The following is a 24,611-nucleotide window of genomic DNA, read 5'->3' on the forward strand; positions in this document are numbered from 1 at the left end:
CCGGCCCGCCGTCGTTCGTGGGGTCTGTCGTTGGCAGCCCCGGGGCTGCGTGCTCAGTCGGAGCCGTACCCGGCCTTGACGCACAGGACGGGGCAGCCCGCTTCGAGCAGCAGGCGCTGCGTGGTGGGTGCCATGATCAGCTTCCCTACGGGGGTGCGCCTGCGTGTGCCGATCACGAGAAGCTGGGTGTGGGTGCGGTCCGTGACGTCGAGGATGATGTCCGCAGGATCGGCGTCGTCCGCCACGGGCACGAGCTCGTACTTGAGGCCGCTCTCCTCCAGCGCCGCGCGGTCCTCGCGCAGTGCCGTCTCGGTCTCCTCGGGGCTGGTGTGGCGGCCCCAGCGCTTGGTGTGGTGCGCCTGGACCACCACGAGCTCCGCGGAGCGCAGGGTGGCCTCTGCCATGGCTGCGCGCAGGGCGGCTCGGCCGGCGGGGGTGGGAAGGTAGCCGACGACGATCTTCATGGCGTCTCCTGGTCGTGAGGGGTGTTCTGCGGGGGCACTTGCGCTCACCGGTCGATGTCCTCGAGGTGCGCGATGTCCTCCGGGTGCTGGAACCGCGTGCGGCGCCCGGTGACCAGGCGGCCGTAGAGGAAGTTCACGAGCCACAGCACCACGCCGAGTGCCAGCAGCACGACAGCGATCTGGTACTCGATGGTGTCCTGTGCCCACGGCCCGAGCAGGAACGCGCACGTGACGGCGCCGAGATAGGGCAGGATGCGCGGGGCGTGGAAGTACTCGTGGCCCTCCTGGGAGTGGTCACGGCGCAGGATGATCGCGGCGATGTTGACCACCGTGAAAACCCCCAGCAGCAGCAGCGCGGTGGTGCCACCGAGGGCGGAGGCCGTGCCCTTGCCCATGGCGTTGTTCACCAGAATGATCAGCACCATCCCGAGCGCGGTGGTGAAGATGATGGCCGTCCACGGGGTCCGGCGGCGCGGGAGGACCTTGCCCAGGAACCCGGGGATCACACTCTGCTTGGCCATGCCGTACAGCAGTCGGGAGGCCATGAGCATGTTGATCAGCGCCGTGTTCGCCACCGCGAAGATGGTGAGGAACGGGTAGATGGTGTCGATGGGAACGCCCGGCGCACCGATCTTCACCACGTCGAGCAGCGGGGTGGTGGACTCGCCGAGCTCGCCGATGGGGACGATCGCCACGGTGAACAGGGACACCAGCACGTAGATGACGCCGGTGATGCACAGGCCCGTGAGCATGACGCGCGGGAAGTTGCGGGTGGGGTCCTTGGTCTCCTCGACCATGTTGACGGAGTCCTCGAAGCCCACGAAGGAGAAGAACGCCAGGGAGGTCACAGCGGTCAGGGCCATGAACATTCCCTTGTCGTCAGAGGTCTCGAACACCACCGTGCGGCTGAAGTCCGCGTTGCCCTGGAACGCGGCCCAGAAACCCACGAGGATCACGATGAGCAGGCCGGTGAGCTCGATGACCGTGAGCACCACGTTGAGCTTCACGGACTCGGAAACCCCGCGCAGGTTGATCAGCGCCAGCAGCGCCATGAAGCTCACGGCCACCACGGTGATGCCCAGGGGGCTCATGTCCAGGTGGAAGCCCTTGGCGAAGTTGGACGCCACGGTGCTGGAGGCGGTGGCAGCGGACGTCAGCCCGGAGCACAGCACGGCGAAGGTCACCAGGAACGTGAGGAAGTGCAGACCGAAGGCCTTGTGCGTGTAGAGCGCCGCACCGGAAGCCCCGGGGTACTTGGTCACCAGCTCCAGGTAGGAGAAGGCGGTGATCGTGGCGACCACGAAGGCCACGAGGATCGGGGCCCACGCAGCACCGCCGATCTCCCCGGCGATGTTTCCCGTGAGGGCATACACGCCCGTGCCCAGGATGTCCCCCACGATGAACAGCAGCAGCAGTCCCGGGCCCATGACCCGCTTGAGCTCGTGGCTCTGCCCACCGGAGTCGGTGCTGTCTCCCGCGGGTGCGGGGGTCGTGTCCCTCGACGCTGACGCCGAGGTGGCGCCCCGCGATGATGATGGATCGCTCATGGTCTCCTCCACGAAGGGACCCTGTGGGATCCACTCCGGATGTTTGGTCCGATCACACCGGGGTGTGACCTGCGGCTCATTCTTACAGGCAACCATAAGGGATGGGGAGTAGGGGCGGGGGCACCGGCGTGGAGCCGGGGGTGCGGTGTCATCGCCCCGGAGGAGGAGTGGCGTCCCCCAGGGAGTGAAGCGGTGCCGTCGTCCGGGACGTGAGCGGGCGTCGTCGGCGAGGAGAGAGACGCGCCCCGCGCCGTGGAAGCGGCGCGGGGCGCGGTGGTGCGGGAAGGGGTTCTCAGCGGATGCCGCGCATCAGCTTCAGGATGGGCTTGGACGCCAGGAGCATCACGACGCCGAGCACGATGGTGATCGCGCCCATGGTGCCGAAGTACCCCACCTCGTTGTCCGCGGAGTAGAACTCCGCGAGCGAGCCCGACAGCGCGGTGCCGAGGGCCACGGAGAGGTTGTACAGCGCGATCATCTGTACGGGGAACTTCCGCGGGGCGAGCTTGGTGGCCAGGGACAGGCCCACCGGGGAGAGGAACAGCTCGCCCAGGGTGGCGAAGAACAGCACGAGCACGATCCACCCGATGAACACGGACGGCGTGTGTGCCTGCGTCACGAAGGTGAGGAACGCCACGCCGATCAGCAGCAGCGCCACGCCGAACTTCACGGGGGTGCTCGGCTGGCGGGTGCCCAGCTTGGTCCACGCTGCCGCGAACACCATGCCCAGCAGGACGATGAAGACAGGGTTGATGGACTGGGTCAGCGAGGGCTTGAAATCGAAGCCCCACAGGTTGAGGTTCAGCCGGGTGTCCGCGTAGATGGCGAGCACGGTGAACTGCTGCTGGAACAGCGAGAAGAATGCGGCGGTGGCAATGAACAGGGGGATGAACGCGATCACCCGGGAGTGCTCGTCCGGGGAGAGCTCCTTGTCACGCAGCATGGTCACGAACAGCGCCACGGCGGAGACCACCACCACGAGGATCACGGCCTTGGAGAGGTTCGCGGGGTGGAGGACTCCGGTGAGCAGCAGCACCACCACGAGCACCACGGCCGCCAGGACGATGCCGATCCACTTGCCGTACTGCGAGCGGGGCAGCGGGTTGGCCACGGTGTGCACCGTGGCGGGCAGACCCTTGCGGGTGAGGGTGTACTGCACCAGGCCGAAGGCCATGAAGATCGCTGCGAGACCGAAGCCCATGTGGAAGCCCCACTTGGCCCAGGCGAAGCCGGTGAGCAGGGGGCCGAACAGGCCGCCGATGTTCACACCCATGTAGTAGATGGAGAAGCCCGCGTCACGGCGGGGGTCGTCACGCTCGTAGAGGGTTCCCACGAGGTTCACGCACGTGGTCTTCAGACCGCCGGAGCCCACGGCGATGCACAGCAGGCCGATGGTCAGGCCGATCACACTCGGAATGAGGGCCAGGGCGATGTGGCCCGCCATGATGAGCACCGCCGAGGCGAGCATGGTGCGCTCGGAGCCCAGCAGCCGGTCCGCGATCCAGCCGCCCAGGATGGAGCACAGGTACACGGTGCCGCCGTAGGCACCCACGATCCCGGCGGCCACGCCCTTGTCGATGCCCAGACCGCCGTCCGAGACGGCGTAGTACATGTAGTACAGGACCAGAGCCTGCATGCCGTAGAAGGAGAAGCGCTCCCACATCTCCACCGAGAAGAGGTTGGCCAGCATTCCGGGCTGGCCGAAGAAGGTTTTCCTGCCCGCTGGGTTGTGCGGGTCGATGGCTGGCTGGGGTGTGGCCGCCGCGGTGTGCGCGTGGCTGCCGTCCGGGCTGTTCTGACTCATAACAGTCCATGATGCACCCCCGGGCTGGGTGCCCGGGCCTGCGACGCACCACGGGAACGGCCCCGGGGTCCTCCTGTGAGGGTCCCGGGGCCATCATTCCGCGCCGAACGGCGTGGTCGGCGCGTCAGGCGCGAGCGCCGGACGGGGGTGCCGACGGCGCCGCGTCACCTCGGGTGGGCGGCGGCTGGGCCGTGGGTGGTCACCCGGTCAGTCGTTGAAGTCGGCCGGGTCCGAGCCCAGTCGACCGTCCTCGCGGGTGAGACCGTTGATCTCCTCGATCTCCTCCGCTGTGAGGGTGACCTGCTGGGCGTCCCAGTTCTGCTGGATGCGCTCCGGGGTCACGGACTTGGGGAAGACCACGTTGCCGATGGCAAGGTGCCACGCGATGATGACCTGCGCGGGGGTGGCCCTGTGCGCCTCGGCGATCCGGCCGATGGTCTCGTCCTGCAGCTCCTCCTTGCCCTGTCCCAGCGGGGACCACGCCTCTGTGAGAATGCCGTTGCGGGCATCCATCTCGCGCATGTGCTGCTGGTTGAAGGAGGGGTGCAGCTCGATCTGGTGCACGGCGGGGACCACCCCGGTGTCCACGACGTCCTGCAGGGCCTTCGGCGTGAAGTTGGAGACGCCGATGGAGCGTGCCTTGCCGGAGTCCTTGATCTCCTGGAACGCCTTCCAGGTCTCCAGGTACTTGCCCTTCTCCGGCTGCGACCAGTGGATGAGGTAGAGGTCCACGTAGTCCAGGCCGAGGCGTTCGAGGGACGCGTCGATGGCATGGAGGGCGGAGTCGTGGCCCTGGTTGTCGTTCCACAGCTTGGTGGTCACGAAGAGCTGCTCGCGGGGGATGCCGCTCTTGGCGATCGCGCGACCCACGCCCTCCTCGTTGCCGTAGATCTCGGCGGTGTCGATGTGGCGGAAACCCACCTGCAGGGCCTTGGCCACCACGTCCTCCGCGACATCGGACTCCACCTGCCACACGCCGAAGCCGAGCTGCGGGATGGAGTGGCCGTCGTTGAGCTGAAGTGTCTGGTTCTTGGACATCCTGGTGGATCCTTTCTGTGACAACTACTCCCAGTGAACTGCTGTGCCGCGGATCTGACAAGCCGTTAAGTTCTCGGTGAAGTCCCTGGCCGGGGCCGGATCCAGCGCGGGGCGCCGGGGGAAACATGATCAAATAGGGGACATGAAGTTCAACTTCCGACGTGCCAAGACCCCCGCTTATCTCACGTCCCTCGTGCTCATCGTGCTCGGCCTGGTGTTCGCCGTGGCCTCGGTGGCCGCGCTCGCCTGGCTCCTCACCATCCTGGGCGTCGCGCTCAACGTGATGGCCGTGAGCATCACGGCGATCAACGAGGCCCCCTCCCGTGCCCGGGGCACCGGGACGCGCGTGGTCGAGGAGCCGGAGGCGGACACCGAGCAGCACGACGTCGTTCCCGCCGCCGGTTCTCGCCGGGTGGGCTCCTCCCCGCTGCGTCCCGCGGAGGGACGTCGTTCGGAGGAACGCGGTTCCGGGGCGCGGAAGCCCGTGGGAGACCGGGCGCGTTCGCCCCGCGAGTCCTCCATCGGCTGAGCAGCAACCACCGGACGACGACGCCGACGCGTGCCGAGAGCTCCGCTGCGGGGCCTCGTAGGGAATAAGGGGCTGGTCAGTTCATGGCCGCCGCGCGGTAGATCTGCTGGACCCGCTGCTCGTCCAGCCGGGTCTCGATGCTCACGGTGTGCTCCGGATCCGAGCGCAGGTAGCGCACCGGCCCGTGCGATCCCACGGTGAGCTTCTCGGCGTCAGCCAGTGCGTAGACCGCGTCCAGCACGGCGGTGAACGCCGGGCCCTGCGTGGGGTTCACGCGCAGGGTGAGGTGGGCGGTCACGGTGTCCGAGACGCCGTTCTCGTCGAAGGGGGACTCCACGTCCAGCTCGCGCACGATGCCCACACCGTGGCCGACGACGCCCGGCAGTCGTACGGACAGGTGGCGCTGGGCCCTGGCGAAACTGCGCCGCAGCACGGACACCCAGGAAAGCGCGGCCAGCACGAGCACCACCGCGATGAGGCCCAGCCACCACCCGTTGTGGGCGTCCGCGAAGCGCAGGGCGCTGAGCACCACCACGAGCGCGGAGATCAGGGGGATCACGAGCAGCAGGGAGGCCGTGAGCTTCTCGCGCAGGGTGGGCCGGCCCGCGGCGGTGCGCTCCCCGGTGCCCGCGGGGTCCCGGGCGGGAACGGCGGCGGCGTCACCAGCGCCGGCGGAGTCCTGCGGAGCGGAGGCGTCCTGGAAACCGGGCCCGGCCACCTCAGGGGAGCCGACCGCCCGCTCCTCCGCCGGGGCTGCGGCGGGCTTCCTGCCCAGCTGACGCAGCACCGCGGCGTCGAACCCGCGGTCGTCGGAGGTCACGGGCGCGGGCCAGATGTCGAGGGAGTCCATGGCCCCATTATGGTGGCAGGACGTCGTCGAAAGGTGGTTGACCGGTGACCACTGTCCGTGCCAGCACGCCTCCCTCAACGGTCGGGAGGGGCCCCCGAGCCGGACTGCTGCTGCTGGGGGTGCTCCTGCTGGGCGCCAACCTCCGGGCGGGCATCACCGCGGTGGGGCCTGTGCTGCCGCAGATCGAGGAGCAGGTGGGGCTCAGCGCGTTCCAGGCGTCCCTGCTCGTGAGCCTGCCGCTCGTGGCGTTCGCCGCGGTTTCCCCTTTCGCACCTCGGCTCGCGGAGAGGTGCGGACTCGAACGCACCCTGGGCAGCGCGCTCGCCGTCCTGGCCGTGGGCATCGTGCTGCGCTCCATCTCCGGGCCCGGACTGATCTGGGTGGGGACACTGCTGCTCGGCGCCGCGATCGCCGTCCTCAACGTGCTCATCCCGTCCCTCATCAAGCGCGACTGGCCGCAGCGCATCGGCCCCATGACCGGTCTCTACCAGTCCGTCACGGCGCTGGCCGCAGCCCTCGCCTCCGGACTGGTGGTGCCCATCGCCGGCGTGGTGCCCTCCGGGTGGCGCTTCGCCCTGGGCATCTGGGCGGGCCTCGCGGTGATCGGCGTGGCCACCCTGCTCCCCTGGATCCTGGGCACCGCTTCCGTCCGTGCGGCGACCCCGACGGCGACCGCACACGCATCCGGTCCCGACGCCGCGGCGTCGCCCTCCGCACCCGTGGCCCGCCCCGAACGCGCCCGGCTGCCCCTGCGTTCACCGCTCGCGTGGCAGGTGAGCCTGTTCATGGGGCTGCAGTCCACCATCTACTACACGATGATCACGTGGCTGCCAGCCATCCAGATCGCCAACGGGGCGAGTGCGGTGCAGGCCGGCTGGTTCCACTTCGCCTTCCAGGCGTGCGGGCTGGTGGGCACCTTGTTCTCCGCGTTCGTGATCCCCCGGCTGCGGGCCCAGTCAGGACTGGGGATCGTGCTCGCGGGCGCAGGGCTGGTGGGGGTGCTGGGAATGCTGCTCCTGCCCGGGCTGTCCCTGCTCTGGGCTCTGTGCGCGGGCTTCTGCACGGGCGGGGCGATCGTGCTGGCAATGGCCCTGTTCGGGCTGCGCACCGTCGACTACCACCAGGCGGCGGGACTGTCATCCATGGCACAGAGCCTGGGCTACGTGCTCGCGGCGCTCGGTCCGGTGGTGATCGGTCTGGTCAAGGACGCGACCGGCTCGTGGACTCTGCCGCTGCTGCTGCTCGCGGGGGTCGCGGTGGCGCAGGGGGTCTTCGTGGCGCTCGCCGGACGGCCGCGCACCATCGGCGGCTGAGGCGCGGCGCTCGGGGCGGTGTTCGCCCAGGGGCGGAAACATTTGCCGCGTAAATATATGCTGACTACACTGTTGGGCATGAGTGAGACGAACTGGCTGTCATCCGAGGAGCGGGAGGCCTGGCTCGCGCTCGTGTCCATCATGTTCAGGCTGCCGGGTGCCGTCGAGGGGCAGCTGCGCTCCGAGGAAGACATGTCCCTGGCGGAATACCTTGTGCTGGCCATGTTGAGCGAGGCTCCGGACCACCGGCACAAGATGTCCGCCCTGGCCACCGCCACCAACACCTCGCAGTCGCGGCTCTCGCGCATCGTCGCGCGAATGGAGAAGGACGGACTGGTCACTCGTGAGGGCCGCCAGGACGACCGCCGCGTGGTGATCGCGGAGATCACCCCCGCCGGGCTGCGGCGCGTGGAGGAGGCCGCACCGGCCCACGTTCGCCACGTCCGTGAGATCGTCTTCGACCGCCTCAGCGACGAGCAAGTGGGCCAGCTGCGGGAGATCGGCAGGGCGCTGAACTGCGGCTCCAGTGCCAAGGCCGCCCTGGGGGTGGACTACCCCGTCTGACGCACCGACCCCGGTGTCCGCCCCTGTGAGGGTCTGACGCCGGGTCTACAGTGACGGGCGTGAGTATGCAGAGCGCCCACATGGCCATGTGGCGGACTATGAAGGGCCAGGAGAACAAGGGGCGGAAGATCAGCCGGGACACCGTCCGGCGGATCGTGGACTTCGGCCGGCCGCACGGCAGGGCGATCCTCGCGTTCGTCCTGGTCTCCGTGGTCCTCGCCGTGCTGGGCGTGATCACCCCGGTGCTGGCCGGGCGCGTGGTCAACGCGATCACCGGCGGGCACGACGTCGCGGTGGTGGTCTGGCTCGCCGTCGCCATCGCGGCGGTGGCCGTGGTGGACGCGGGGCTCTCCCTGCTGAGCCGCTGGCAGTCCTCGCGGATCGGCGAGGGGCTGATCTACGACCTGCGCACGGCGGTCTACGACCACGTCCAGACCATGCCCCTGGCGTTCTTCACGCGCACCCGCACGGGCGCCCTGGTCTCGCGCCTGAACACGGACGTGATCGGTGCGCAGCGGGCCTTCGCGGGAACGCTCTCCGGGGTGGTCTCCAACCTGGTCTCCCTGCTGCTGACCGTGGGCGTGATGGCCACCATCTCGTGGCAGGTCACGGCACTGTCCCTGCTGCTGCTCCCCATCTTCCTGATCCCGGCGCGCGCCATGGGCGGCAGGCTGGCCGCACTGCAGCACCGCTCCGCGCAGTACAACGCGCAGATGTCCACGCGCATGACGGAGCGCTTCTCCGCCGGCGGCGCCACCCTGGTCAAGCTCTACGGGGACCCGGTCCAGGAGTCCCGGGAGTTCGCCGCCCGGGCGGCGGACGTCCGCGGCGTCGGCATCCGCGCCACGATGCTCCAGACCACGTTCGTCACGGCCCTGACCCTGGTCTCCGCGCTGGCCCTCGCCCTGGTCTACGGGGTGGGCGGCACACAGGCGCTGCTCGGCCACCTGGACGCCGGGTCCGTGGTGGCACTGGGCATGCTCCTCACACGGCTCTACACGCCCCTGACCATGCTCGCCAACGCCCACATGGACATCATGAGCGCGGTGGTGAGCTTCGAGCGCGTCTTCGAGGTGCTGGACATCAAGCCCCTGATCCTCGAGAGCCCCACCGCCCGGGCCCTGCCGGAGGGGCCGGTGGCCGTGGAGTTCGAGCACGTGGACTTCGCCTACCCCTCGGCGGAGCAGGTCTCCCTCGCGTCCCTGGAGGACGTGGCGGTGCTGGACTCCCGGGGCGGGGAACAGGTGCTGCACGACGTCGACTTCCGGGCCGAGCCCGGACACACGGTGGCGCTGGTGGGCTCCTCCGGTGCGGGCAAGTCCACGATCGCGCAGCTCGTGGCGCGGCTGTACGACGTCGACTCCGGCGCCGTGCGCATCGGCGGCCAGGACGTGCGCGAGACCACGTTCGAGTCCCTGCGCCACACGGTGGGCATGGTCATGCAGGACGGTCACCTCTTCCACGACACCATCCGCGCGAACCTGGGCGTGGCGCGGGAGGGCGTCACGGACGCCGAGCTGTGGGACGCCCTGGAGCGCTCCCGCCTGCGGCACGTGATCGAGTCCCTGCCGGACGGGCTGGACACCGTGGTGGGCGAGCGCGGCTACCGGCTCTCGGGTGGTGAGCGGCAACGCCTGACCATCGCCCGGCTGCTGATCGCCCACCCGCGCGTGGTGATCCTGGACGAGGCCACCTCCGCCCTCGACTCCACCAACGAGGCGCACGTGCAGGCCGCCCTGGACGAGGCCATGAACGGGCGCACCGCCGTGGTGATCGCCCACCGCCTGTCCACCATCCGCCGGGCGGACCAGATCCTGGTGATCGAGGCCGGGCGGATCGTGGAGCGCGGAACCCATGCGGAGCTGCTGGCTCGCGGCGGGCGGTACGCGGAGCTGCACGAGACGCAGTTCGCTCCCCACGAGACGCCATCGGTGACGACGCCGTCGGCCGGGTCCTGCGACGCGTGCGGGCATCTCGATGCCCGGGGTGAGCGGGAGGACGGAGGCGATCCCACGGGGTGGGGGCCGGAGCGGACGGAAGCGGGGCGGGCCGCCGACCGCGGAGCGGAAGGTCACGCGTGAGCGGGTGGGAGGAGCTGTGGTCCGAGCTGGGCATCAGCGCGCCGCACGCCCTGGCCGTGGTGCTCTCCGCGGTGGGCATCTACCTGGTCTTCCTGGTCTTCGTGCGGCTGCTCGGCCAGCGGGTGCTCTCGGCCATGTCCACGTTCGACGTGGTGATCACGGTGATGCTGGGCGCCGTGGCGGGGCGCGTGATTCTGGGCCACCCGCCCACGTTCGCGAGCGGCGTCGTGGGCCTGAGCACCCTGTTCCTGCTGGAGGTGGTCTTCGGAAGCCTGGGGGCCCGGGACCGCTGGCGGAGAGTGCTCAACGCGCCAGCGCGCGTGCTCATGGCCGGTGACAGGGTGGATCCGAAGGCCCTGCGGCGGGCCCACATCACCCGCTCGGAGCTCAACGGCGCCCTGCGCAGGGCGGGGGTGCGCTCAGTGTCCGAGGTCGCGTGCGTGGTGCACGAGTCCGGCGGCGGGCTGAGCGTGCTGCGGCGGGGCGTCCCCATCGACCCTGAGCTGCTGTGGGACGTGGCGGGGGCGGAGGACATCCCGGCGGAGTTCCTGGCGGCACCGGAGGCAGCCGAGCGGGATCCGCACGGTGCGTCCCCGGACGAGGGCCCGTCACGCGACGAAAGAAAGCGCGCTCACTGATAGTTGCGGACGGCTAGAATATTCCCACGCCAACGAAGGGACTCGGACGCATGACCGACATGGCCATCCTGTACCGCGGAGTCAGCAAGGTCTACCCGGACGGCACCACGGCCGTGGACCACCTGGACCTGGACATCCCGGCGGGCTCCCTCACGGTCTTCGTGGGCCCCTCCGGTTGCGGCAAGACCACCTCCCTGCGCATGCTCAACCGCATGGTGGAACCCACGTCCGGCACGGTGGAGATCAACGGTCAGGACGTCTCGAGCATCCCCGCCGCCAAGCTGCGGCGCTCCATGGGCTACGTGATGCAGCAGTCCGGTCTGCTGCCGCACCGGACGGTCGAGGACAACATCGCCACCGTGCCGCGCCTGAACGGTGTTTCCAAGCGCACCGCCCGCGCGGACGCCCGCCAGCTGCTCGCCTCCGTGGGCCTGGACGAGTCCCTCGCCACCCGCTACCCGGCCCAGCTCTCCGGCGGTCAGCAGCAACGCGTGGGCGTGGCCCGGGCGCTCGCCGCAGACCCCCCGATCCTCCTCATGGACGAGCCGTTCTCGGCCGTGGACCCGGTGGTGCGCCAGGACCTGCAGCGGGAGCTGCTGGACCTGCAGAAGCGGCTGCACCGCACCATCGTCTTCGTCACCCACGACATCGACGAGGCCGTCCTGCTGGGCAACCGCGTGGCGGTCTTCGCGCGCGGCGGTCGACTGGCCCAGTACACGACCCCGGAGGAGCTGCTGCGCGCCCCGGCGGACGACTTCGTGGCGGACTTCATCGGCCGTGACCGCGGCTTCCGCTCCCTGGGCTTCGACAGCGCCACCGTGGCCCTGCAGCCCGTGGCGGCGATCGTCTCCGGCACGGGGGAGCGCATCCTGCTGGGGCCGGGCATGCGGGACGGCGCCACGGGCGACGGCGGCACGGACGACGGCGGCGCGGCGGCCGGTCGGGTGGCCCCGTGGCAATCCGCCGCAGCCACGGACCCGGACTGGCTGCTGGTGGTGGACGAGCGCCGCCACCCCCTGGGCTGGCTGCCGGTCTCTGCAACGGGAGAGCCCGCTCCCAGCGACCAGCTGCGCGTGGGCGGCACCCTCTGGCACGACGGCGACTCGCTGCGCACCGCGCTCGACGCCGCCCTCTCCTCACCCTCGGGGCAGGCCGTGGCCGTCAACGGGGACGGCTCCGTGGCCGGAGTGGTGCCCGGCGGGGACGTCATGCGCGCCATCGAGGAGCAGCGCTCCGCGCGCTACGACCGCCCGGAGCACCCGTGAACTGGCTGACGAACAACTGGCACACCGTCCTGGACCTCGCCGGGGCGCACCTCGTGCAGTCCGTGCTCCCCGTGGTGCTGGGGCTGCTGGTCAGCGTGCCCCTGGCCCGGCTGGCGGCGGGCAGCCGCTGGCTGCGCCCGCTGCTCGTCACGGGCTCCTCGCTGCTGTACACGATCCCCTCGCTGACCCTTTTCGTGGTGCTTCCCCTGGTCCTGGGGACCAGGATGACCTCGGTGGTCAACGTGATCGTGGCACTGACTCTGTACGTGGTGGCCATCCTCGTGCGCTCGTGCGTGGACGCCTTCGAGTCCCTGGACCGGGACGTCCTGCAGGCCGCCACGGCCATGGGGTACCGGCCCGCGCGGCGCTTCTTCGGGGTGGAGCTGCCCCTGGCGGTGCCCGTGATGGTCGCCGGCCTGCGGGTGGCCACCGTCTCGAACATCTCCATGGTCTCGGTGGGCGCGGTGATCGGCATCCAATCGCTGGGCACCCTGTTCACGGACGGGCTGCGCCGCTCGATCGTCGCCGAGATCCTCGTGGGCATCGTGGCCACCGTGCTGATCGCCGTGGTGCTGGACCAGCTGCTGCGACTGCTGGGACAGGTGCTCACCCGCTGGCAGCGCCCGGGAACGGGCGCGCGGGAGGTCGGCGGGCGGCGTCGTCGTGACACCCGCGGCCCCGGCCGCACTGCGGGCGGCGCGCGTGACGCGACCGGAGCCCTGGCCGCCGTGGAGTCCGGGGGTGCCCGCGCATGAGTCTCGTTGCCGACGCCGCACAGTTCCTCACGGACCCCGCCAGCTGGAGTGGGCCCTCCGGCATCCCCCAGCGCCTGCTCGAGCACGTGGGCTACAGCGCGCTGACCATGGTGATCGCGCTGGCCGTGGCCGTGCCGCTGGGCCTGTGGGTGGGGCACACCCGCCGCGGGGGCGGCGTGGTCGTGGGTCTGGCAGGTGCCCTGCGCGCTCTGCCCACGCTGGGCCTGCTGACCCTGTTCACGCTGCTCATGGGCCTGGGGCTGCTGCCGCCGATCCTCGCGCTGGTGCTGCTGGCCGTGCCGCCCATCCTCTCGGGGACGTACTCGGGGATCGCGGCGGTCTCGCCAGCGCTCGTGGACGCGGCCCGGTCCATGGGGATGACGGAGCGCCAGGTCCTCACGCGCGTCGAGATTCCCGTGGCGCTGCCCGTGATCCTGGGCGGGATCCGCAACGCCGCGCTGCAGGTGCTGGCCACGGTGACCATCGTGGCGTACATCAACCTGGGCGGCCTCGGCCGCTACCTGATCGACGGGCTCGCGGTGCGCGACTACGCGCGCATGCTCGGGTCCGTGGTGCTCGTGGCCGTGCTCGCACTGGCCGCGGACGCAGCGCTCGCCCTCGTACAACGCCTGGTGACGTCACCGGGTCTCGCAACGGCAGGAGATCGACCATGACCACCCCCACCTCCACCCGCCACGCAACCTGGCGCCCCGCAGCATGGGTCGCCGTGGCCTCCACGGCACTGCTCGCCCTCACCGCGTGCGGCGGCTCGGACCCCCTGGGCGGGGGCGACGACGCCGCGAGCGGCTCCTCCGACACCGTCACCGTGGGTTCGGCCGACTTCCCGGAGTCTCAGATCGTGGCGGAGCTCTACGCCGGCGTGCTGCGGGACGCCGGGGTCTCCGTGGAGACCAAGCCGGGCATCGGGGCCCGCGAGGCCTACGTGGGAGCGGTCAAGGACGGCTCCGTGGACGTTGTCCCGGACTACTCCGGCAACCTGCTGCTCTTCGCGGACAAGAACGCCACGGCCGCCTCCGCCGAGGACATCGTGAAGGCGCTGCCGGCAGCGCTCGAGGACCAGAAGCTCTCCGTGCTGGACGCCTCGAAGGCCGAGGACAAGGACGCCCTCGTGATCACGCAGGCCACCGCGGACAAGTACGGCCTGAAGAGCATCGAGGACCTCTCCTCGGTGTGCGGGGAGCTGGTCATGGCGGGGCCCCCGGAGTTCCAGGAGCGCGCCTACGGTACGAGCGGGCTCAAGAAGAAGTACGACTGCTCCTTCAAGTCCTTCCAGCCCATCAACGACGGCGGCGGGCCGCTCACCGTCCAGGCACTGACCAAGGGCGACGCCCAGGTGGCGGACATCTTCACCACCACCCCGGCCATCAAGGACCAGAAGCTCGTGGTGCTGGAGGACCCCAAGGACAACTTCATTGCCCAGCAGGTGCTACCGCTCACCGCCCCGGACCGGCTGCCGCAGAAGGCGGTGGACGCGCTCAACGAGTTCTCGTCCAAGCTGACCACGGAGGACCTCATCGACCTCAACCGCAAGGTCAGCGGGGACGAGCAGCAGAACCCCGCGGACGCCGCCAAGCAGTGGCTGGGCGACCACGGGTACGACAAGGCCTCCTGACCCGTCCTCCCTTCTCGCGCCGTTCACGTACCACCGGGTACGTGGACGGCGCGGACCTGGTGGGAGGAGTTCTACACAGGGTTGTCCACATACGGTGAGGATTTTCCCCACCGGCCTCTGACCTGCGGTGACACTGGTGTTTCCCCCGGTGGGGGCACCGGGGACACGCCGTGGTTTCCACACCTGTGGATAACTCTGTGCACAACCTGTGGGGTTAACGCCCGGTGCCGCCCGGGTCATCTGGCGGTCACCTCCAGGTCACCGCACTGCGCGTGTCTATGCTTGACGGGATCGTCCGCCGCCGCGCGGTGGCGGTCGGACAGAGCCCGGCATCAAGGGGGATCCCGGGCACCATGACTCCCCACGGTCGTGATGCGTGCCAACCGAGGAGGCCTCCACATGCAGCATGAGCACTCGATCCCCCAGGGCCTCGACGGTCAGGAGCAGGTGCTCCAGTTCGTCAGGGAGCACCTTCTGCGGGACACCCGGGTGGACCCCGAGGACCGCGCCGTGTTCACGGGCCGCCTCACCACCCACGTGCACCGCTTGGTCACCTCCCTCTACGCCGTCTACGGCTCGGGGCCGGGGTTCTGGGACACCGTGGCCCAGGCAGTGCTGACCGCGTGGGAGGCGTTCGTGGCCCGCCCTCGGGACCTCAAGGATCTCGACCGGCGCCGCGAGGACGCCCAGCCGTGGTTCACCTCCCGGGACGCCGTGGGCGGGGTCTGCTACGTGGACCGCTTCGGCGGGGACCTTGCCGGGCTGCGGGAGCGGATCCCGTACTTCAGGGAGCTCGGGCTCACCTACCTGCACCTGATGCCCCTCTACGAGGCCCCGGAAGGCAACTCGGACGGCGGGTACGCGGTCTCCTCCTACCGGCACGTGGACCCCGCACTGGGGACCATGGCGGAGCTCGCAGAGTTCGCCGCCCTGCTGCGGGCGCAGGGGATCGCGCTGGTGCTGGACTTCGTCTTTAACCACACGTCCAACGAGCACGCATGGGCCCGGGCTGCCGCCGCGGGGGACCCGTTCTACGAGCGCTTCTACTGGATCTACCCGGACCGCACCATGCCGGACGAGTTCGAGCTCACCGCGCGCGAGATCTTCCCGGACGACCACCCGGGGGTGTTCACCCGTGTGGACAGTACCGAGGTGGGTCGCACGCTGAGCCCGCTGCACCCGGATCCCCGCTGGGTGTGGACCACGTTCCACCGTTTCCAGTGGGACCTGAACTACTCCAACCCCCACGTCTTCCACGCGATGGCCGCGGAGATGCTCTTCCTGGCCAACCACGGCGCCCAGGTGCTGCGCCTGGATGCCGTCGCCTTCATCTGGAAGCAGCTGGGCACCTCCTGCGAGTCCCAGCCCCAGGTGCACGACCTGCTGCGCGCGTTCAACGTCGTCATGGCACTGGCCGCGCCCGCGGTGGAGTTCAAGTCCGAGGCCATCGTGCACCCGGACGAGGTCATCCGCTACATCCAGCCGGACCAGTGCGCCCTGTCCTACAACCCGCTGCAGATGGCGCTCACCTGGGATGCCCTGGCCACGCGGGACGTGCGGATGCTCTCAGCAGCGCTCGCGGAGCGCCACGCCACTCCGGAGGGCACCGCCTGGGTGAACTACGTGCGCAGCCACGACGACATCGGCTGGACCTTCTCGGACGAGGACGCCGCGCGGCTGGGGATCGCCGGCCACGACCACCGCCGCTTCCTCAACGCCTTCTACACCGGCCGCCACCCGGGCAGCTTCGCCCACGGCGTCGCCTTCCAGGACAACCCCCGCACCGGCGACTGCCGCATCTGCGGGACCACGGCGTCCCTGCTGGGCCTGGAGACCGAGCCTGGCCCAGCGGTGGACCGGATTTTGCTGGCCTACTCCCTGGCCATGAGCACGGGTGGCCTGCCGCTGATCTACCTGGGGGACGAGGTGGGCCAGCTCAACGACGCCCACTGGCAGGAGAACCCGGACAATGCGCACGATGCCCGGTGGGTGCACCGACCCCTGTACTCGGAGGCGGACTACGAGCGCCGTCACGACCTCTTCTCCGTCCAGGGGCGGATCTTCGGCGGGATCCGGGGGATGATCACGGTCCGTCGCAGCACCCCGGAGTTCGACGGCACCACCCTGATCCCGTTCGACACGCACAACGACCACGTGCTGGGCTACCAGCGCCCCGGTGGGCACAGCGTGGTGCTGTGCCTGGCCAACGTGAGCGACTGGTCCCAGTTCGTCACGGGCGAGACGCTGAGCGGGTTCCTGCCCACGGCCACGTCCCTGGGCGACGACGAACGGGTGGACCTGCGCGCCGGGATCCTCCTGGAGGCCCATGGCTTCCGGTGGCTGCGAGTGCTCCCCGCGGTCTAGGAACCGGTCCGGAAACGCCCCTCCACCCCTGTCCCCCCAAAAGGGGGTAGGTCTCCGCAGATGGGTGGACAACGCCGGTTATCCACATGATTTGTCCACAGCGTGGATAAGTCACACGAGTGGGATTCGATCCGCTGTCCATACGTTTATCTGGTATCTCCCCTGGTGAGAGCGGGGTGCATCCCTGGGATGCGGCAGGGTGGCTCAGGACGTCGAAAACCTGTTCGAAAAACCCACAGCTTTTTCCACCCCTGTGGACAACTTTTATCCACCCCTGTGCACGCGTCATATGACCCCGCAGAGGGTGACGTGTCCACAAGTTTGCATCAGACTGGAAGTGCCTGGTCATCCAGGCGCACTGTCACAAGCGTGTGTCGCTGCTCGGTGGGACGAGCGGCGTGGGGAGGCGCACGCACCAAGGGGGAAACATGTCTGCACACATCACGCGCCTGGAGAAGGACGCGCACGGATTCACCATGCTGGCCGAGCAGGACGTCCCCGTGGAGGGCGACGTCGTGGACGAGGCACTCAGCCGGCCGGCCGCACTGGGCAGGTGGTTCGATGTCCACTACGAGTGGCCAACGAGCATCGACGAGCCCCTGAACGTGGGGGCGGCACTGGAGTTCACCGCGGCCGTCGGGCCGCTGCGCTACGAGTTCATCATGATCGTGGCGGACCGCGTACCCGGGGAGTCGCTCATGCTGCGCACCACCAAGGGTCCGACCGACGCCACCGTGGAGATCACGTGGACAGAGGCCGACGGCGGTGTCCACGTGATCTTCGAGGGTGACTTCCGGCTGCGGGGTTCCCTGTGGTGGAAGTCGCCGTGGTCCCAGATGCTGGCCAGGCGCGCCGTGACCCGTGGTCTGGAGCGGATGCGGAAGGACCTGCTCTCGCATGCGCAGACACCCACGCCCGCCCTCCTCGGAAGGGCCGGCGGTGCTGCGGCCACGCCGCCGGCGGCGCAGGGCGGGTGCGTGGGGCGTGGCCGCGCGGCGCACAGGAAGCCGAGCGGGCGTCGTCGGGCGCAGAGCGTCTGAGGACACGAGCCGAGAGGCTCAGGGCAGCGGGCGTTCCATGCGCTGGACCGTGACCCAGAAGTCCGGGCCGGGCACGTGGAACGTGGCGGTGCCGCGCGGGGTGTACCCGAGGCCGGAGTAGAAGCGCTTGAGCGCGGGGTTGTTGTCGTCGCAGTCCAGGCGCGAGATGCGCCGGCCCGACGCCGCGATCACGGTCTCAGCCGCATGCAGCAGGCGTGTGCCCGTGCCGGTGCCGGTGAGGCTGCGGTCCACCGCCACGCCGTGGATGTACCCGGCGGGTTCGGGCTGCTCGCCCCAGATCTCCAGGTCCTCCCAGATCACGCGCACGCTGCCGAGCACCTCGCCGGAACGACTCTCGGGCTCCACCACCCACCACTGTCCCGCGGCGATCTCCTGTTCAACCTGCGCGGGGGTGAACTCGCCCTCCCGCCACTGGTCGATGCCGCGGGTCTGCATCCACCGGGCCAGCTCGTCCCTCAGCGCCACGATTCCCGGGGCGTGTGCGGGGGTGGCGGGAAGAACGTCTGTCACGGAGGAGACAGAGGGAACGGGTGTGGCGGACGTGCTGTGCGTGCGGGACATGACCCCAGCGTAGGGCGGTCCGTCACGGACGTACGCTGGTGGCTGAACGTCCTTGACCCCTCTCCGGTGCCGGACGGACAGTTGAGGCATCACGAATCCCCAGAAAGGATGATTTACCGTGGCTGAAAAGTTCACTCTCCCCGATCTTCCGTACGACTATGCAGCGCTCGAGCCGCACATCTCGGCGCAGATCATGCAGCTGCACCACGACAAGCACCACAACACGTACGTGACCGGTGCGAACACCGCGCTCGAGAAGATGGAGGAGGCCCGCGCCAACGGTGACGCCGCCGGTGCGGCGAAGCTCTCCAAGGACCTCCAGTTCAACCTGGGTGGCCACGTCAACCACTCCATCTTCTGGAAGAACATGTCCCCGGACGGCGGCGACAAGCCCACCGGCGAGCTCGCCGCGGCGATCGACGAGTTCTTCGGCTCGTTCGACAACTTCCGTGACCAGTTCACGGCCGTTGCCACCACCATTCAGGGTTCCGGCTGGGCCATCCTGGCCTACGAGCCGATCGCCGGGAACCTCGTCATCGAGCAGATGTACGACCAGCAGAACGGTGTCCCCGTGGCCACCATCCCGCTGCTGCAGCTCGACATGTGGGAGCACGCCTTCTACCTCGACTACCAGAACGTGAAGGCGGACTACGTCAAGGCATTCTGGAACATCGTGAACTGGGCGGATGTCGCCGAGCGCTTCGGGAAGGCTCGCGCCGGGGGCAAGTCCATCATCTGATCCACCCGTGACGCGCTGCTCCGCGGCGCCCACGTCCCGCGAAACCCCGCTCGGCCCGCGCCGCGCGGGGTTTCGTGCTTCACAGTCACCCACGACCACGACCACGACCACGACAACGACGCCGCCGCCGTGCCCGCCTGTGTGCCGCGCCGTCCCTTTGCGGTTGGTTGCCTGCCGAGTCCCCTGCTGCCGCGCGGTGTCGCCCGCGCCCCACGCCCCGAGGAGTTGGTCCATGAGCACGCCCCGTTTTCTGGTGACCCAGGAGATCCCCGAGCCCGGTCCGAGCATCCTGCGCGAGGTCGGTGAGGTGGACGTGCGGCAGGGCATGAGCGCCCAAGAACTGGCAGCGGCGGTCACGGGCGGGGACTACGACGTCGTGCTGGCGCAGGTCTCCGACCGCTTCGACGCCCAGCTGCTCGCCGATGCCCGGATCAGGGGGATCGTCAACTACGCGGTGGGCTACAACAACGTGGACGTGCCCGCCGCAGCCGAGCACGGAATCGCGGTGGGCAACACCCCGGACGTGCTCAACGACGCCACCGCGAACGTGGCCATGCTGCTGCTCCTGGGCGCTGCCCGGCGGGCGCACGAGGGGTCCGCGTACCTGCGGGAGGGGCGATTCACGGGTCTGCAACCGAACCTGCTCGTGGGCCAGGACGTCACGGGCGCCACCCTCGGAATCGCCGGGATGGGGCGGATCGGCAAGGCTGTGGCCCACAGGGCGCTCGGCTTTGGGATGCGCGTGGTGTTCACGCAGCGCCCGCCGCACGACCGCGAGGTCCCCCGGGATGAGCTCGGGGACCTGGCCGGAAGGGTGACCCAGGTGCCGTGGGACGAGCTCGTGGAGACGAGCGACTTCCTGTCCCTGCACGTGCCGCTCACCGAGGAGACCACCCACCTGGTGGATGCGGAGGTGCTGCGCCGCATGAAGTCCACGGCGGTGCTCGTGAACACGGCCCGCGGGCCCGTGGTGGACGAGAAGGCCCTGGCTCACGCCCTGCACGAGGACGAGATCTTCGCGGCCGGCCTGGACGTCTTCGAGAACGAGCCCGCCGTGGAGCCCGAGCTGCTCGAGCTGCCCAACGCGTTTCTGCTACCGCACGTGGGCTCGGCGGAGGTCGGCACCCGCGCCGGGATGGCGCGGATGGCGGCGGAGAACGCCGTCGCCATGGCCCGCGGAGAGAAGCCGCCGTACCCGGTGGAGGCGTAGGGGCGGGAGAACCGCGGGACCGACGACGTCGTCCTCGGCCTGTCGTTCAGACGCCGTCCAGCAGTGCGCCAACCACCTCTGCGGTCGCGAGCACGGCAGTGCCCACGGACTGCTCCGTCGCGTCCCTGCCCAGGCTGAAGCGCACCGCCGTGCCCGCGACCTCTGGGGAGAGTCCGAGGGCCGTGAGCACGTGGGACGGCTCCGTGGAGCCCGCCGAGCACGCGGAGCCGGAGGAGACCAGCACCCCCCGATTCTCCAGGTCCACGAGCACCGTCTCCCCGTTGACCCCGGGGAAGCAGAAGCTGGCGTTCGTGGCCAGCCTGTTCCCACCGCCTTTCGGATCCGGACCTGTGAGCAGGGCACCCGGAACGCGGCCGCGGATGCCCTCGATGAGCCTGTCCCGGAGGTCGACGGCGCGGCGCACGTAGTCCTCGCGCTCCGCCTCAGCGCGTTCCAGGGCCACGGCCAGGCCCACCGCACCGGCCACGGTGGATGTTCCCGAACGTCGGCCGCGCTCGTGCCCCCCTCCGCTGAACAGAGGGCGCAGCGGCGTGCCGCGACGGAGCCACAGCAGCCCGATGCCGGGCGGTGTCCCGATCTTGTGCCCCGCGAGACTCAGCGCGCTCACCCCGAGGGCCCGCACGTCCAGGGGCAGCGTCCCCGCAGCCTGGACCGCGTCGGTGTGGAGGGGGACGTTGTACTCCGCGGCCATCTCCGCCAGGGTGGCCACGTCCTGTACCGATCCGACCTCGTTGTTCGCGAGCATCACGGAGGCCACGGCGACGTCGTCGTCACCGCTGAGGGCCGCCCGGAAGGCGTCCGGGGTGACTGTGCCGCTCGGATCCACCGGGACCTGCTGCGCGGTGAAGCCGTCGTAGCGGGCGAGGTCCGCGGCGGAGTCCAGCACGGCGTGGTGCTCGATGGCGCTCGTGACCACCCGGGTCCGCGATGCGCGGCGCTCGCGGCGGGCCAGGGCGATCCCCTTGACCGCGAGGTTGTCCGCCTCCGTGCCGCCTGACGTGAAGACGACCTCCCCGGGGCGGGCACGCAGCACGGCGGCCACGCGCTCGCGGGCGTCCTCCAGGGCCGCAGCGGCGCGGCGCCCGCGTTCATGGTGGCTGGACGCGTTGCCGAACTCGGAGGTCAGCCACGGCCACATGGCCTCGATGACCTCCCGCCGGGGAGCGGCGGTGGCCGCGTGGTCCAGGTAGATCATGGGGTGCCTTTCATAGCGGAACGGGAGGGCGGGATCAGCCGGTGGCGATGTCCAGTCCCAGGTCCAGCGCGCGTACCGAGTGGGTGAGGGCGCCCACGGAGATCACGTCCACGCCGGTGGCTGCCACCTCCCCTATGGTCTCCAGGGTGATGCCGCCGGAGGCTTCCACGGCGGCGCGGCCGTCGATCATGGCCACACCGCTGACAAGGTCCGCGCGGGAGAAGTTGTCCAGCATGACTACGTCCGCACCCCCGGTGAGGACGTCCTCGATCTGGTCCAGGCGGTCCACCTCCACCTCCATGCATGCCGTGTGGGGCATCTTCCGGCGGAGCTCCCGCAGGGCGTGGGGCAGGGAGACCCCGCTGGCCGTGAGGACGGCCAGGTGGTTGTCCTTGAGCATCACGGCGTCCGAGAGCCCGAAGCGGTGGTTGTGGCCGCCGCCGCAGGTCACGGCGTGCTTCTCGAGAGCTCGCAGCCCCGGGGTGGTCTTGCGGGTGTCGCACACGCGGGTCCGGGTGATGGTCCCGGCGGGGAGCTGGTTGGCCCGTTCGACCTCGGCGACCGACTTCTCCACCTCCGCGACGTAGCGCGCGGTGGTCGTCGCGATCCCGGACATGCGCTGCACCAGGTTCAGCACGGTGCGCTCGGCGCTCAGCAGGGGCCGGGCGGGTCCGGAGACCGTGGCCACCACCGTCCCGGGTTCGACGGCGTCCCCATCCGCCACGTGCAGCTGGACCGTGAGCCCGGGATCGGCGACGGCGAAGCCCGTGCGGATCACCTCCTCCCCGGCGAACACGCCGCTCTCGCGGGAGGTCATGGTGGCGGTGGCGTGCGCTTCCGCGGGAAGGGCGAGGTCCGAGGTGAGGTCACCCCACGGGGCATCCTCCGCCAGTCCGGCGCGGATCACGGCCTCAACGGCTGAGCGGTGCAGCATGCGCTGTCCTTTCGTGGTGGTCCTCGAGTGCCGATGCGGGTGCGGCTCCGGGCGTTGCGTCGTGTGCTTCCGCGCGATCCGCCCGATGGTGCGCGCCGCAGGACTCGGTGCGCAGCCGTGAGGCACGAACCACTTCTCGGGCCACGGCCAACAGGTTGCGGTCCTCGTACTCGGCCAGTGTGGCCGGGCGTTCGTCGCGGGGGCGAGCGGCGGCGCCGGAATCCTTCGCCCCTACCGTTGCCTCAGCCTCAGCCTCAGCCTCAGCCTCTGCCGCTCCCGTTGCCGCCGTTGACGACGGCGCTGCGAGCCACTGCTCCAGCAGTCGCTGGGTTCTTGCCAGCTCGGCCCCGGTGCGGACCACTCCCGCTCCGAGCCACAGGGTGGCCTGCAGGGCGGCACGACTGAAGGGAATGCCGAGCGTCCCGTGCATTCCGTGGGGGACATGCGCGGGGTCGGTGTCGTGCAGGGCCGAGGCCGTGCTGACCCCGACCGGCCACAAGGGGACGGGGTCCTGTGCGACGAGACGTCCAACGCGCTGGCCGAACACCACCGCCTCCAGCAGGGAGTTGGAAGCCAGCCGGTTGGCACCGTGCAGCCCCGTGGCGGCGCACTCTCCGGCCGCCCACAGTCCAGGGACGCTCGTGCGCCCAGAGGCGTCCGTGGCGATTCCGCCCATGAGGTAGTGGGCCGCAGGGCCCACGGGCACGAGCTCGCGGGACCACTCGATCCCGTGCTCCCGCAGGGCGGCGTCGATGGTGGGGAAACGCCGGGCCAGGAAACTGGCCCGGTCCTCGCCGTCCGGCACGGGGATCTCAGAGCAGTCGAGGAAGACCCCGGCCCCGGGTTCGGCGGAGCGCTCGGCGGCGATGGCGCGGGCCACGACGTCGCGGGGAGCAAGCTCGGCGCGCGGGTCCGCGCGGAGCATGAAGCGCTCACCCCGGTGGTTGCGCAGCACAGCACCCTCGCCCCGCACGGCCTCGGAGATCAGGAAGGATCCCGGGGCGGTCAGCGCGGTGGGGTGGAACTGGATGAACTCCATCCCCCGCACCTCCGCTCCGGCCCGCAGGCCGAGGGCGATGCCGTCCCCGGTGGCCACCGCGGGATTCGTGGTGAACGGGTACAGCTGGCCCACGCCACCGGTGGCGAGCACCACGTGGTCGGCGGGGAGGTCAGAGGGTTCCCCGAGGAGACCGTTGGCATCGACGGGCCGCACCGTGACGCCGGTGATCCGACCGTCCCGCAGCCGCAGGTCGGTGGCCAGCATGTATTCCAACAGGGTGATGCTTTTTCGGGCGGCGGACTCCGTGACCCGCGCGGTCAGCGCCGCCTGGATCGCGTGGCCGGTGGCATCACCTCCCGCGTGCAGGATGCGGGGAACGCTGTGGGCGCCCTCCAGGCCCTGCACCCAGTCCGAGGCGGGCCCGGCCACCCGGTCGAAGCGGACCCCTGCGCCGGTGAGCGCGGTGACGGCCTCGGGGGAGTCCGCGACGACGCCGTGCACCACCTCCACGTCGCAGCACCCCGCCCCCGCGGCGAGGGTGTCGTGGACGTGCAGCTCAGCAGTGTCCCGCGGCTGGCCGCCGGGCAGGTCCCGGGTCATCGCGGCGATCCCGCCCTGGGCGCGGTCCGTGGCGGTGTGGGCGGCCGCGGACTTCGTGATCACGGTGACCCGGGCGCCGTCCGCCGCCGCACGCAGCGCGGCGGTGAGCCCCGCGGCACCGGAACCCACGATGAGGACGCGCGGTGCGGCGTCGTCGTGCCCGGGGATGGGCGGCGGCGCGTCACGCACGCGGCACCGCGGTGAGCATCCGTTCGAGGGCCACGGAGGCGTCCTCGGCCACGTCGGACGGCACGCTCACCCGGTTCACCACGCGACCCTCGACCAGCTCCTCCAGGACCCACGCGAGATAGCCCGGGTGGATCCGGTACATCGTGGAGCACGGGCAGATCACGGGGTCCAGGCAGAAGATGGTGTGCTCGGGGTGCTCGGCGGCCAGCCGGTTGACCATGTTGATCTCGGTGCCGATCGCGAAGGTCTGCCCGGG

The 24,611-nt window shown here is 70.2% G+C and carries 23 protein-coding genes; 13 read left to right on the forward strand and 10 right to left on the reverse strand.

The genetic code is table 11. The features are described from left to right. Positions 1 to 53: 53 nt before the first annotated feature. The 4 genes from B3G12_RS11095 to B3G12_RS11110 all read right to left on the reverse strand — a co-directional run bounded on the left by B3G12_RS11095 (position 54) and on the right by B3G12_RS11110 (position 4,853). Complete coding sequence (locus B3G12_RS11095) at positions 54 to 464, reverse strand: universal stress protein (RefSeq protein ID WP_145011244.1); 411 nt, start codon at positions 462 to 464, stop codon at positions 54 to 56. Positions 465 to 508: 44 nt separating this feature from the next. Next, positions 509 to 2,011 (reverse strand): APC family permease, encoded by a 1,503-nt coding sequence (locus B3G12_RS11100; RefSeq protein ID WP_290500376.1) that lies wholly within the window; start codon positions 2,009 to 2,011, stop codon positions 509 to 511. 292 nt (positions 2,012 to 2,303) lie between these two features. Beyond that, entirely contained in the window at positions 2,304 to 3,815 is a 1,512-nt protein-coding gene (locus B3G12_RS11105; protein ID WP_290500378.1) for a peptide MFS transporter, read from the reverse strand. A gap of 207 nt (positions 3,816 to 4,022) precedes the next feature. Then, the gene (locus tag B3G12_RS11110) at positions 4,023 to 4,853 is read right to left on the reverse strand and encodes an aldo/keto reductase (protein WP_144941509.1); all 831 of its coding nucleotides are present in this window, start codon (positions 4,851 to 4,853) and stop codon (positions 4,023 to 4,025) included. Between the two features lie 142 nt (positions 4,854 to 4,995). On the opposite strand from B3G12_RS11110, the gene B3G12_RS11115 reads away from it, so the two are divergent. After that, on the forward strand, positions 4,996 to 5,382 hold the full coding sequence (locus B3G12_RS11115; protein ID WP_144941507.1) for a hypothetical protein: 387 nt from the start codon (positions 4,996 to 4,998) through the stop codon (positions 5,380 to 5,382). A 76-nt stretch (positions 5,383 to 5,458) separates the two neighbouring features. Here B3G12_RS11115 and B3G12_RS11120 read toward each other — a convergent pair whose 3' ends face one another. Further along, positions 5,459 to 6,232 carry a hypothetical protein gene (locus tag B3G12_RS11120; protein WP_144941505.1) on the reverse strand — a complete coding sequence of 258 codons (774 nt, stop codon included), beginning with the start codon at positions 6,230 to 6,232 and terminating at the stop codon, positions 5,459 to 5,461. A 44-nt stretch (positions 6,233 to 6,276) separates the two neighbouring features. On the opposite strand from B3G12_RS11120, the gene B3G12_RS11125 reads away from it, so the two are divergent. The 10 genes from B3G12_RS11125 to B3G12_RS11170 all read left to right on the forward strand — a co-directional run bounded on the left by B3G12_RS11125 (position 6,277) and on the right by B3G12_RS11170 (position 17,885). Next, positions 6,277 to 7,545: an MFS transporter gene (locus B3G12_RS11125; protein ID WP_144941504.1), complete on the forward strand. Its 1,269-nt coding sequence runs from the start codon at positions 6,277 to 6,279 to the stop codon at positions 7,543 to 7,545. Between the two features lie 78 nt (positions 7,546 to 7,623). Beyond that, on the forward strand, positions 7,624 to 8,109 hold the full coding sequence (locus B3G12_RS11130) for a MarR family winged helix-turn-helix transcriptional regulator (protein WP_144941502.1): 486 nt from the start codon (positions 7,624 to 7,626) through the stop codon (positions 8,107 to 8,109). Positions 8,110 to 8,168: 59 nt separating this feature from the next. After that, entirely contained in the window at positions 8,169 to 10,190 is a 2,022-nt protein-coding gene (locus tag B3G12_RS11135; protein ID WP_414672754.1) for an ABC transporter ATP-binding protein, read from the forward strand. Further along, positions 10,187 to 10,828 carry a DUF421 domain-containing protein gene (locus tag B3G12_RS11140; RefSeq protein WP_126874192.1) on the forward strand — a complete coding sequence of 214 codons (642 nt, stop codon included), beginning with the start codon at positions 10,187 to 10,189 and terminating at the stop codon, positions 10,826 to 10,828. The genes B3G12_RS11135 and B3G12_RS11140 overlap by 4 nt, the downstream gene beginning before the upstream one ends. 50 nt (positions 10,829 to 10,878) lie before the next feature. After that, the gene (locus B3G12_RS11145) at positions 10,879 to 12,093 is read left to right on the forward strand and encodes an ABC transporter ATP-binding protein (RefSeq protein ID WP_144941500.1); all 1,215 of its coding nucleotides are present in this window, start codon (positions 10,879 to 10,881) and stop codon (positions 12,091 to 12,093) included. Continuing rightward, positions 12,090 to 12,848 carry an ABC transporter permease gene (locus B3G12_RS11150; protein ID WP_144941498.1) on the forward strand — a complete coding sequence of 253 codons (759 nt, stop codon included), beginning with the start codon at positions 12,090 to 12,092 and terminating at the stop codon, positions 12,846 to 12,848. Before B3G12_RS11145 ends, B3G12_RS11150 begins: the two co-directional genes overlap by 4 nt. Next, a complete protein-coding gene (locus tag B3G12_RS11155) occupies positions 12,845 to 13,522 on the forward strand; it encodes an ABC transporter permease (RefSeq protein WP_290500384.1) in 678 nt (225 codons plus the stop codon). Before B3G12_RS11150 ends, B3G12_RS11155 begins: the two co-directional genes overlap by 4 nt. After that, on the forward strand, positions 13,519 to 14,481 hold the full coding sequence (locus B3G12_RS11160; protein ID WP_126874193.1) for an ABC transporter substrate-binding protein: 963 nt from the start codon (positions 13,519 to 13,521) through the stop codon (positions 14,479 to 14,481). The genes B3G12_RS11155 and B3G12_RS11160 overlap by 4 nt, the downstream gene beginning before the upstream one ends. Positions 14,482 to 14,880: 399 nt before the next feature. Then, positions 14,881 to 16,845, forward strand: a complete 1,965-nt coding sequence (locus tag B3G12_RS11165; RefSeq protein ID WP_126874194.1) for an alpha-amylase family protein — start codon at positions 14,881 to 14,883, stop codon at positions 16,843 to 16,845. 428 nt (positions 16,846 to 17,273) lie between these two features. Further along, complete coding sequence (locus tag B3G12_RS11170) at positions 17,274 to 17,885, forward strand: hypothetical protein (protein WP_055083285.1); 612 nt, start codon at positions 17,274 to 17,276, stop codon at positions 17,883 to 17,885. A gap of 18 nt (positions 17,886 to 17,903) precedes the next feature. On the opposite strand, the gene B3G12_RS11175 is transcribed toward B3G12_RS11170, so the two are convergent. Beyond that, positions 17,904 to 18,467: a GNAT family N-acetyltransferase gene (locus B3G12_RS11175; RefSeq protein ID WP_290500388.1), complete on the reverse strand. Its 564-nt coding sequence runs from the start codon at positions 18,465 to 18,467 to the stop codon at positions 17,904 to 17,906. A 118-nt stretch (positions 18,468 to 18,585) separates the two neighbouring features. Here B3G12_RS11175 and B3G12_RS11180 point away from each other — a divergent pair, with 118 nt between their 5' ends. Together B3G12_RS11180 and B3G12_RS11185 are read left to right on the forward strand one after the other, a co-directional pair. Then, positions 18,586 to 19,206, forward strand: a complete 621-nt coding sequence (locus tag B3G12_RS11180) for a superoxide dismutase (protein ID WP_144941490.1) — start codon at positions 18,586 to 18,588, stop codon at positions 19,204 to 19,206. A gap of 232 nt (positions 19,207 to 19,438) precedes the next feature. Then, entirely contained in the window at positions 19,439 to 20,416 is a 978-nt protein-coding gene (locus B3G12_RS11185; protein ID WP_290500389.1) for a 2-hydroxyacid dehydrogenase, read from the forward strand. Between the two features lie 46 nt (positions 20,417 to 20,462). On the opposite strand, the gene B3G12_RS11190 is transcribed toward B3G12_RS11185, so the two are convergent. The 4 genes from B3G12_RS11190 to nadA all read right to left on the reverse strand — a co-directional run. Continuing rightward, positions 20,463 to 21,632 carry a cysteine desulfurase family protein gene (locus tag B3G12_RS11190; RefSeq protein WP_290500390.1) on the reverse strand — a complete coding sequence of 390 codons (1,170 nt, stop codon included), beginning with the start codon at positions 21,630 to 21,632 and terminating at the stop codon, positions 20,463 to 20,465. Positions 21,633 to 21,666: 34 nt separating this feature from the next. Beyond that, positions 21,667 to 22,566, reverse strand: coding sequence for a carboxylating nicotinate-nucleotide diphosphorylase (gene nadC, locus B3G12_RS11195; RefSeq protein ID WP_290500392.1), 900 nt, complete (start codon positions 22,564 to 22,566; stop codon positions 21,667 to 21,669). Then, entirely contained in the window at positions 22,544 to 24,355 is a 1,812-nt protein-coding gene (nadB, locus tag B3G12_RS11200; RefSeq protein ID WP_290500394.1) for an L-aspartate oxidase, read from the reverse strand. The genes nadC and nadB overlap by 23 nt, the downstream gene beginning before the upstream one ends. Then, the coding region (gene nadA, locus B3G12_RS11205; protein ID WP_290500396.1) for a quinolinate synthase NadA at positions 24,348 to 24,611 on the reverse strand (264 nt) is incomplete at its 5' end. The genes nadA and nadB, both read right to left, overlap by 8 nt.

Source organism: Kocuria sp. UBA5001 (assembly GCF_002398425.1).
In the GTDB taxonomy this organism is placed as follows: Bacteria; Actinomycetota; Actinomycetes; order Actinomycetales; family Micrococcaceae; genus Kocuria; species Kocuria salsicia.

What these genes read in the sequence shown, in the direction of transcription:
- B3G12_RS11095 (WP_145011244.1), bottom strand. Translation starts at nt 464, where the DNA reads ATGAAGATCGTCGTCGGCTACCTTCCCACCCCCGCCGGCCGAGCCGCC.
- B3G12_RS11100 (WP_290500376.1), bottom strand. Translation starts at nt 2,011, where the DNA reads ATGAGCGATCCATCATCATCGCGGGGCGCCACCTCGGCGTCAGCGTCG.
- B3G12_RS11105 (WP_290500378.1), bottom strand. Translation starts at nt 3,815, where the DNA reads ATGAGTCAGAACAGCCCGGACGGCAGCCACGCGCACACCGCGGCGGCC.
- B3G12_RS11110 (WP_144941509.1), bottom strand. Translation starts at nt 4,853, where the DNA reads ATGTCCAAGAACCAGACACTTCAGCTCAACGACGGCCACTCCATCCCG.
- B3G12_RS11115 (WP_144941507.1), top strand. Translation starts at nt 4,996, where the DNA reads ATGAAGTTCAACTTCCGACGTGCCAAGACCCCCGCTTATCTCACGTCC.
- B3G12_RS11120 (WP_144941505.1), bottom strand. Translation starts at nt 6,232, where the DNA reads ATGGACTCCCTCGACATCTGGCCCGCGCCCGTGACCTCCGACGACCGC.
- B3G12_RS11130 (WP_144941502.1), top strand. Translation starts at nt 7,624, where the DNA reads ATGAGTGAGACGAACTGGCTGTCATCCGAGGAGCGGGAGGCCTGGCTC.
- B3G12_RS11145 (WP_144941500.1), top strand. Translation starts at nt 10,879, where the DNA reads ATGACCGACATGGCCATCCTGTACCGCGGAGTCAGCAAGGTCTACCCG.
- B3G12_RS11155 (WP_290500384.1), top strand. Translation starts at nt 12,845, where the DNA reads ATGAGTCTCGTTGCCGACGCCGCACAGTTCCTCACGGACCCCGCCAGC.
- B3G12_RS11160 (WP_126874193.1), top strand. Translation starts at nt 13,519, where the DNA reads ATGACCACCCCCACCTCCACCCGCCACGCAACCTGGCGCCCCGCAGCA.
- B3G12_RS11165 (WP_126874194.1), top strand. Translation starts at nt 14,881, where the DNA reads ATGCAGCATGAGCACTCGATCCCCCAGGGCCTCGACGGTCAGGAGCAG.
- B3G12_RS11170 (WP_055083285.1), top strand. Translation starts at nt 17,274, where the DNA reads ATGTCTGCACACATCACGCGCCTGGAGAAGGACGCGCACGGATTCACC.
- B3G12_RS11175 (WP_290500388.1), bottom strand. Translation starts at nt 18,467, where the DNA reads ATGTCCCGCACGCACAGCACGTCCGCCACACCCGTTCCCTCTGTCTCC.
- B3G12_RS11185 (WP_290500389.1), top strand. Translation starts at nt 19,439, where the DNA reads ATGAGCACGCCCCGTTTTCTGGTGACCCAGGAGATCCCCGAGCCCGGT.
- B3G12_RS11190 (WP_290500390.1), bottom strand. Translation starts at nt 21,632, where the DNA reads ATGATCTACCTGGACCACGCGGCCACCGCCGCTCCCCGGCGGGAGGTC.
- nadC (WP_290500392.1), bottom strand. Translation starts at nt 22,566, where the DNA reads ATGCTGCACCGCTCAGCCGTTGAGGCCGTGATCCGCGCCGGACTGGCG.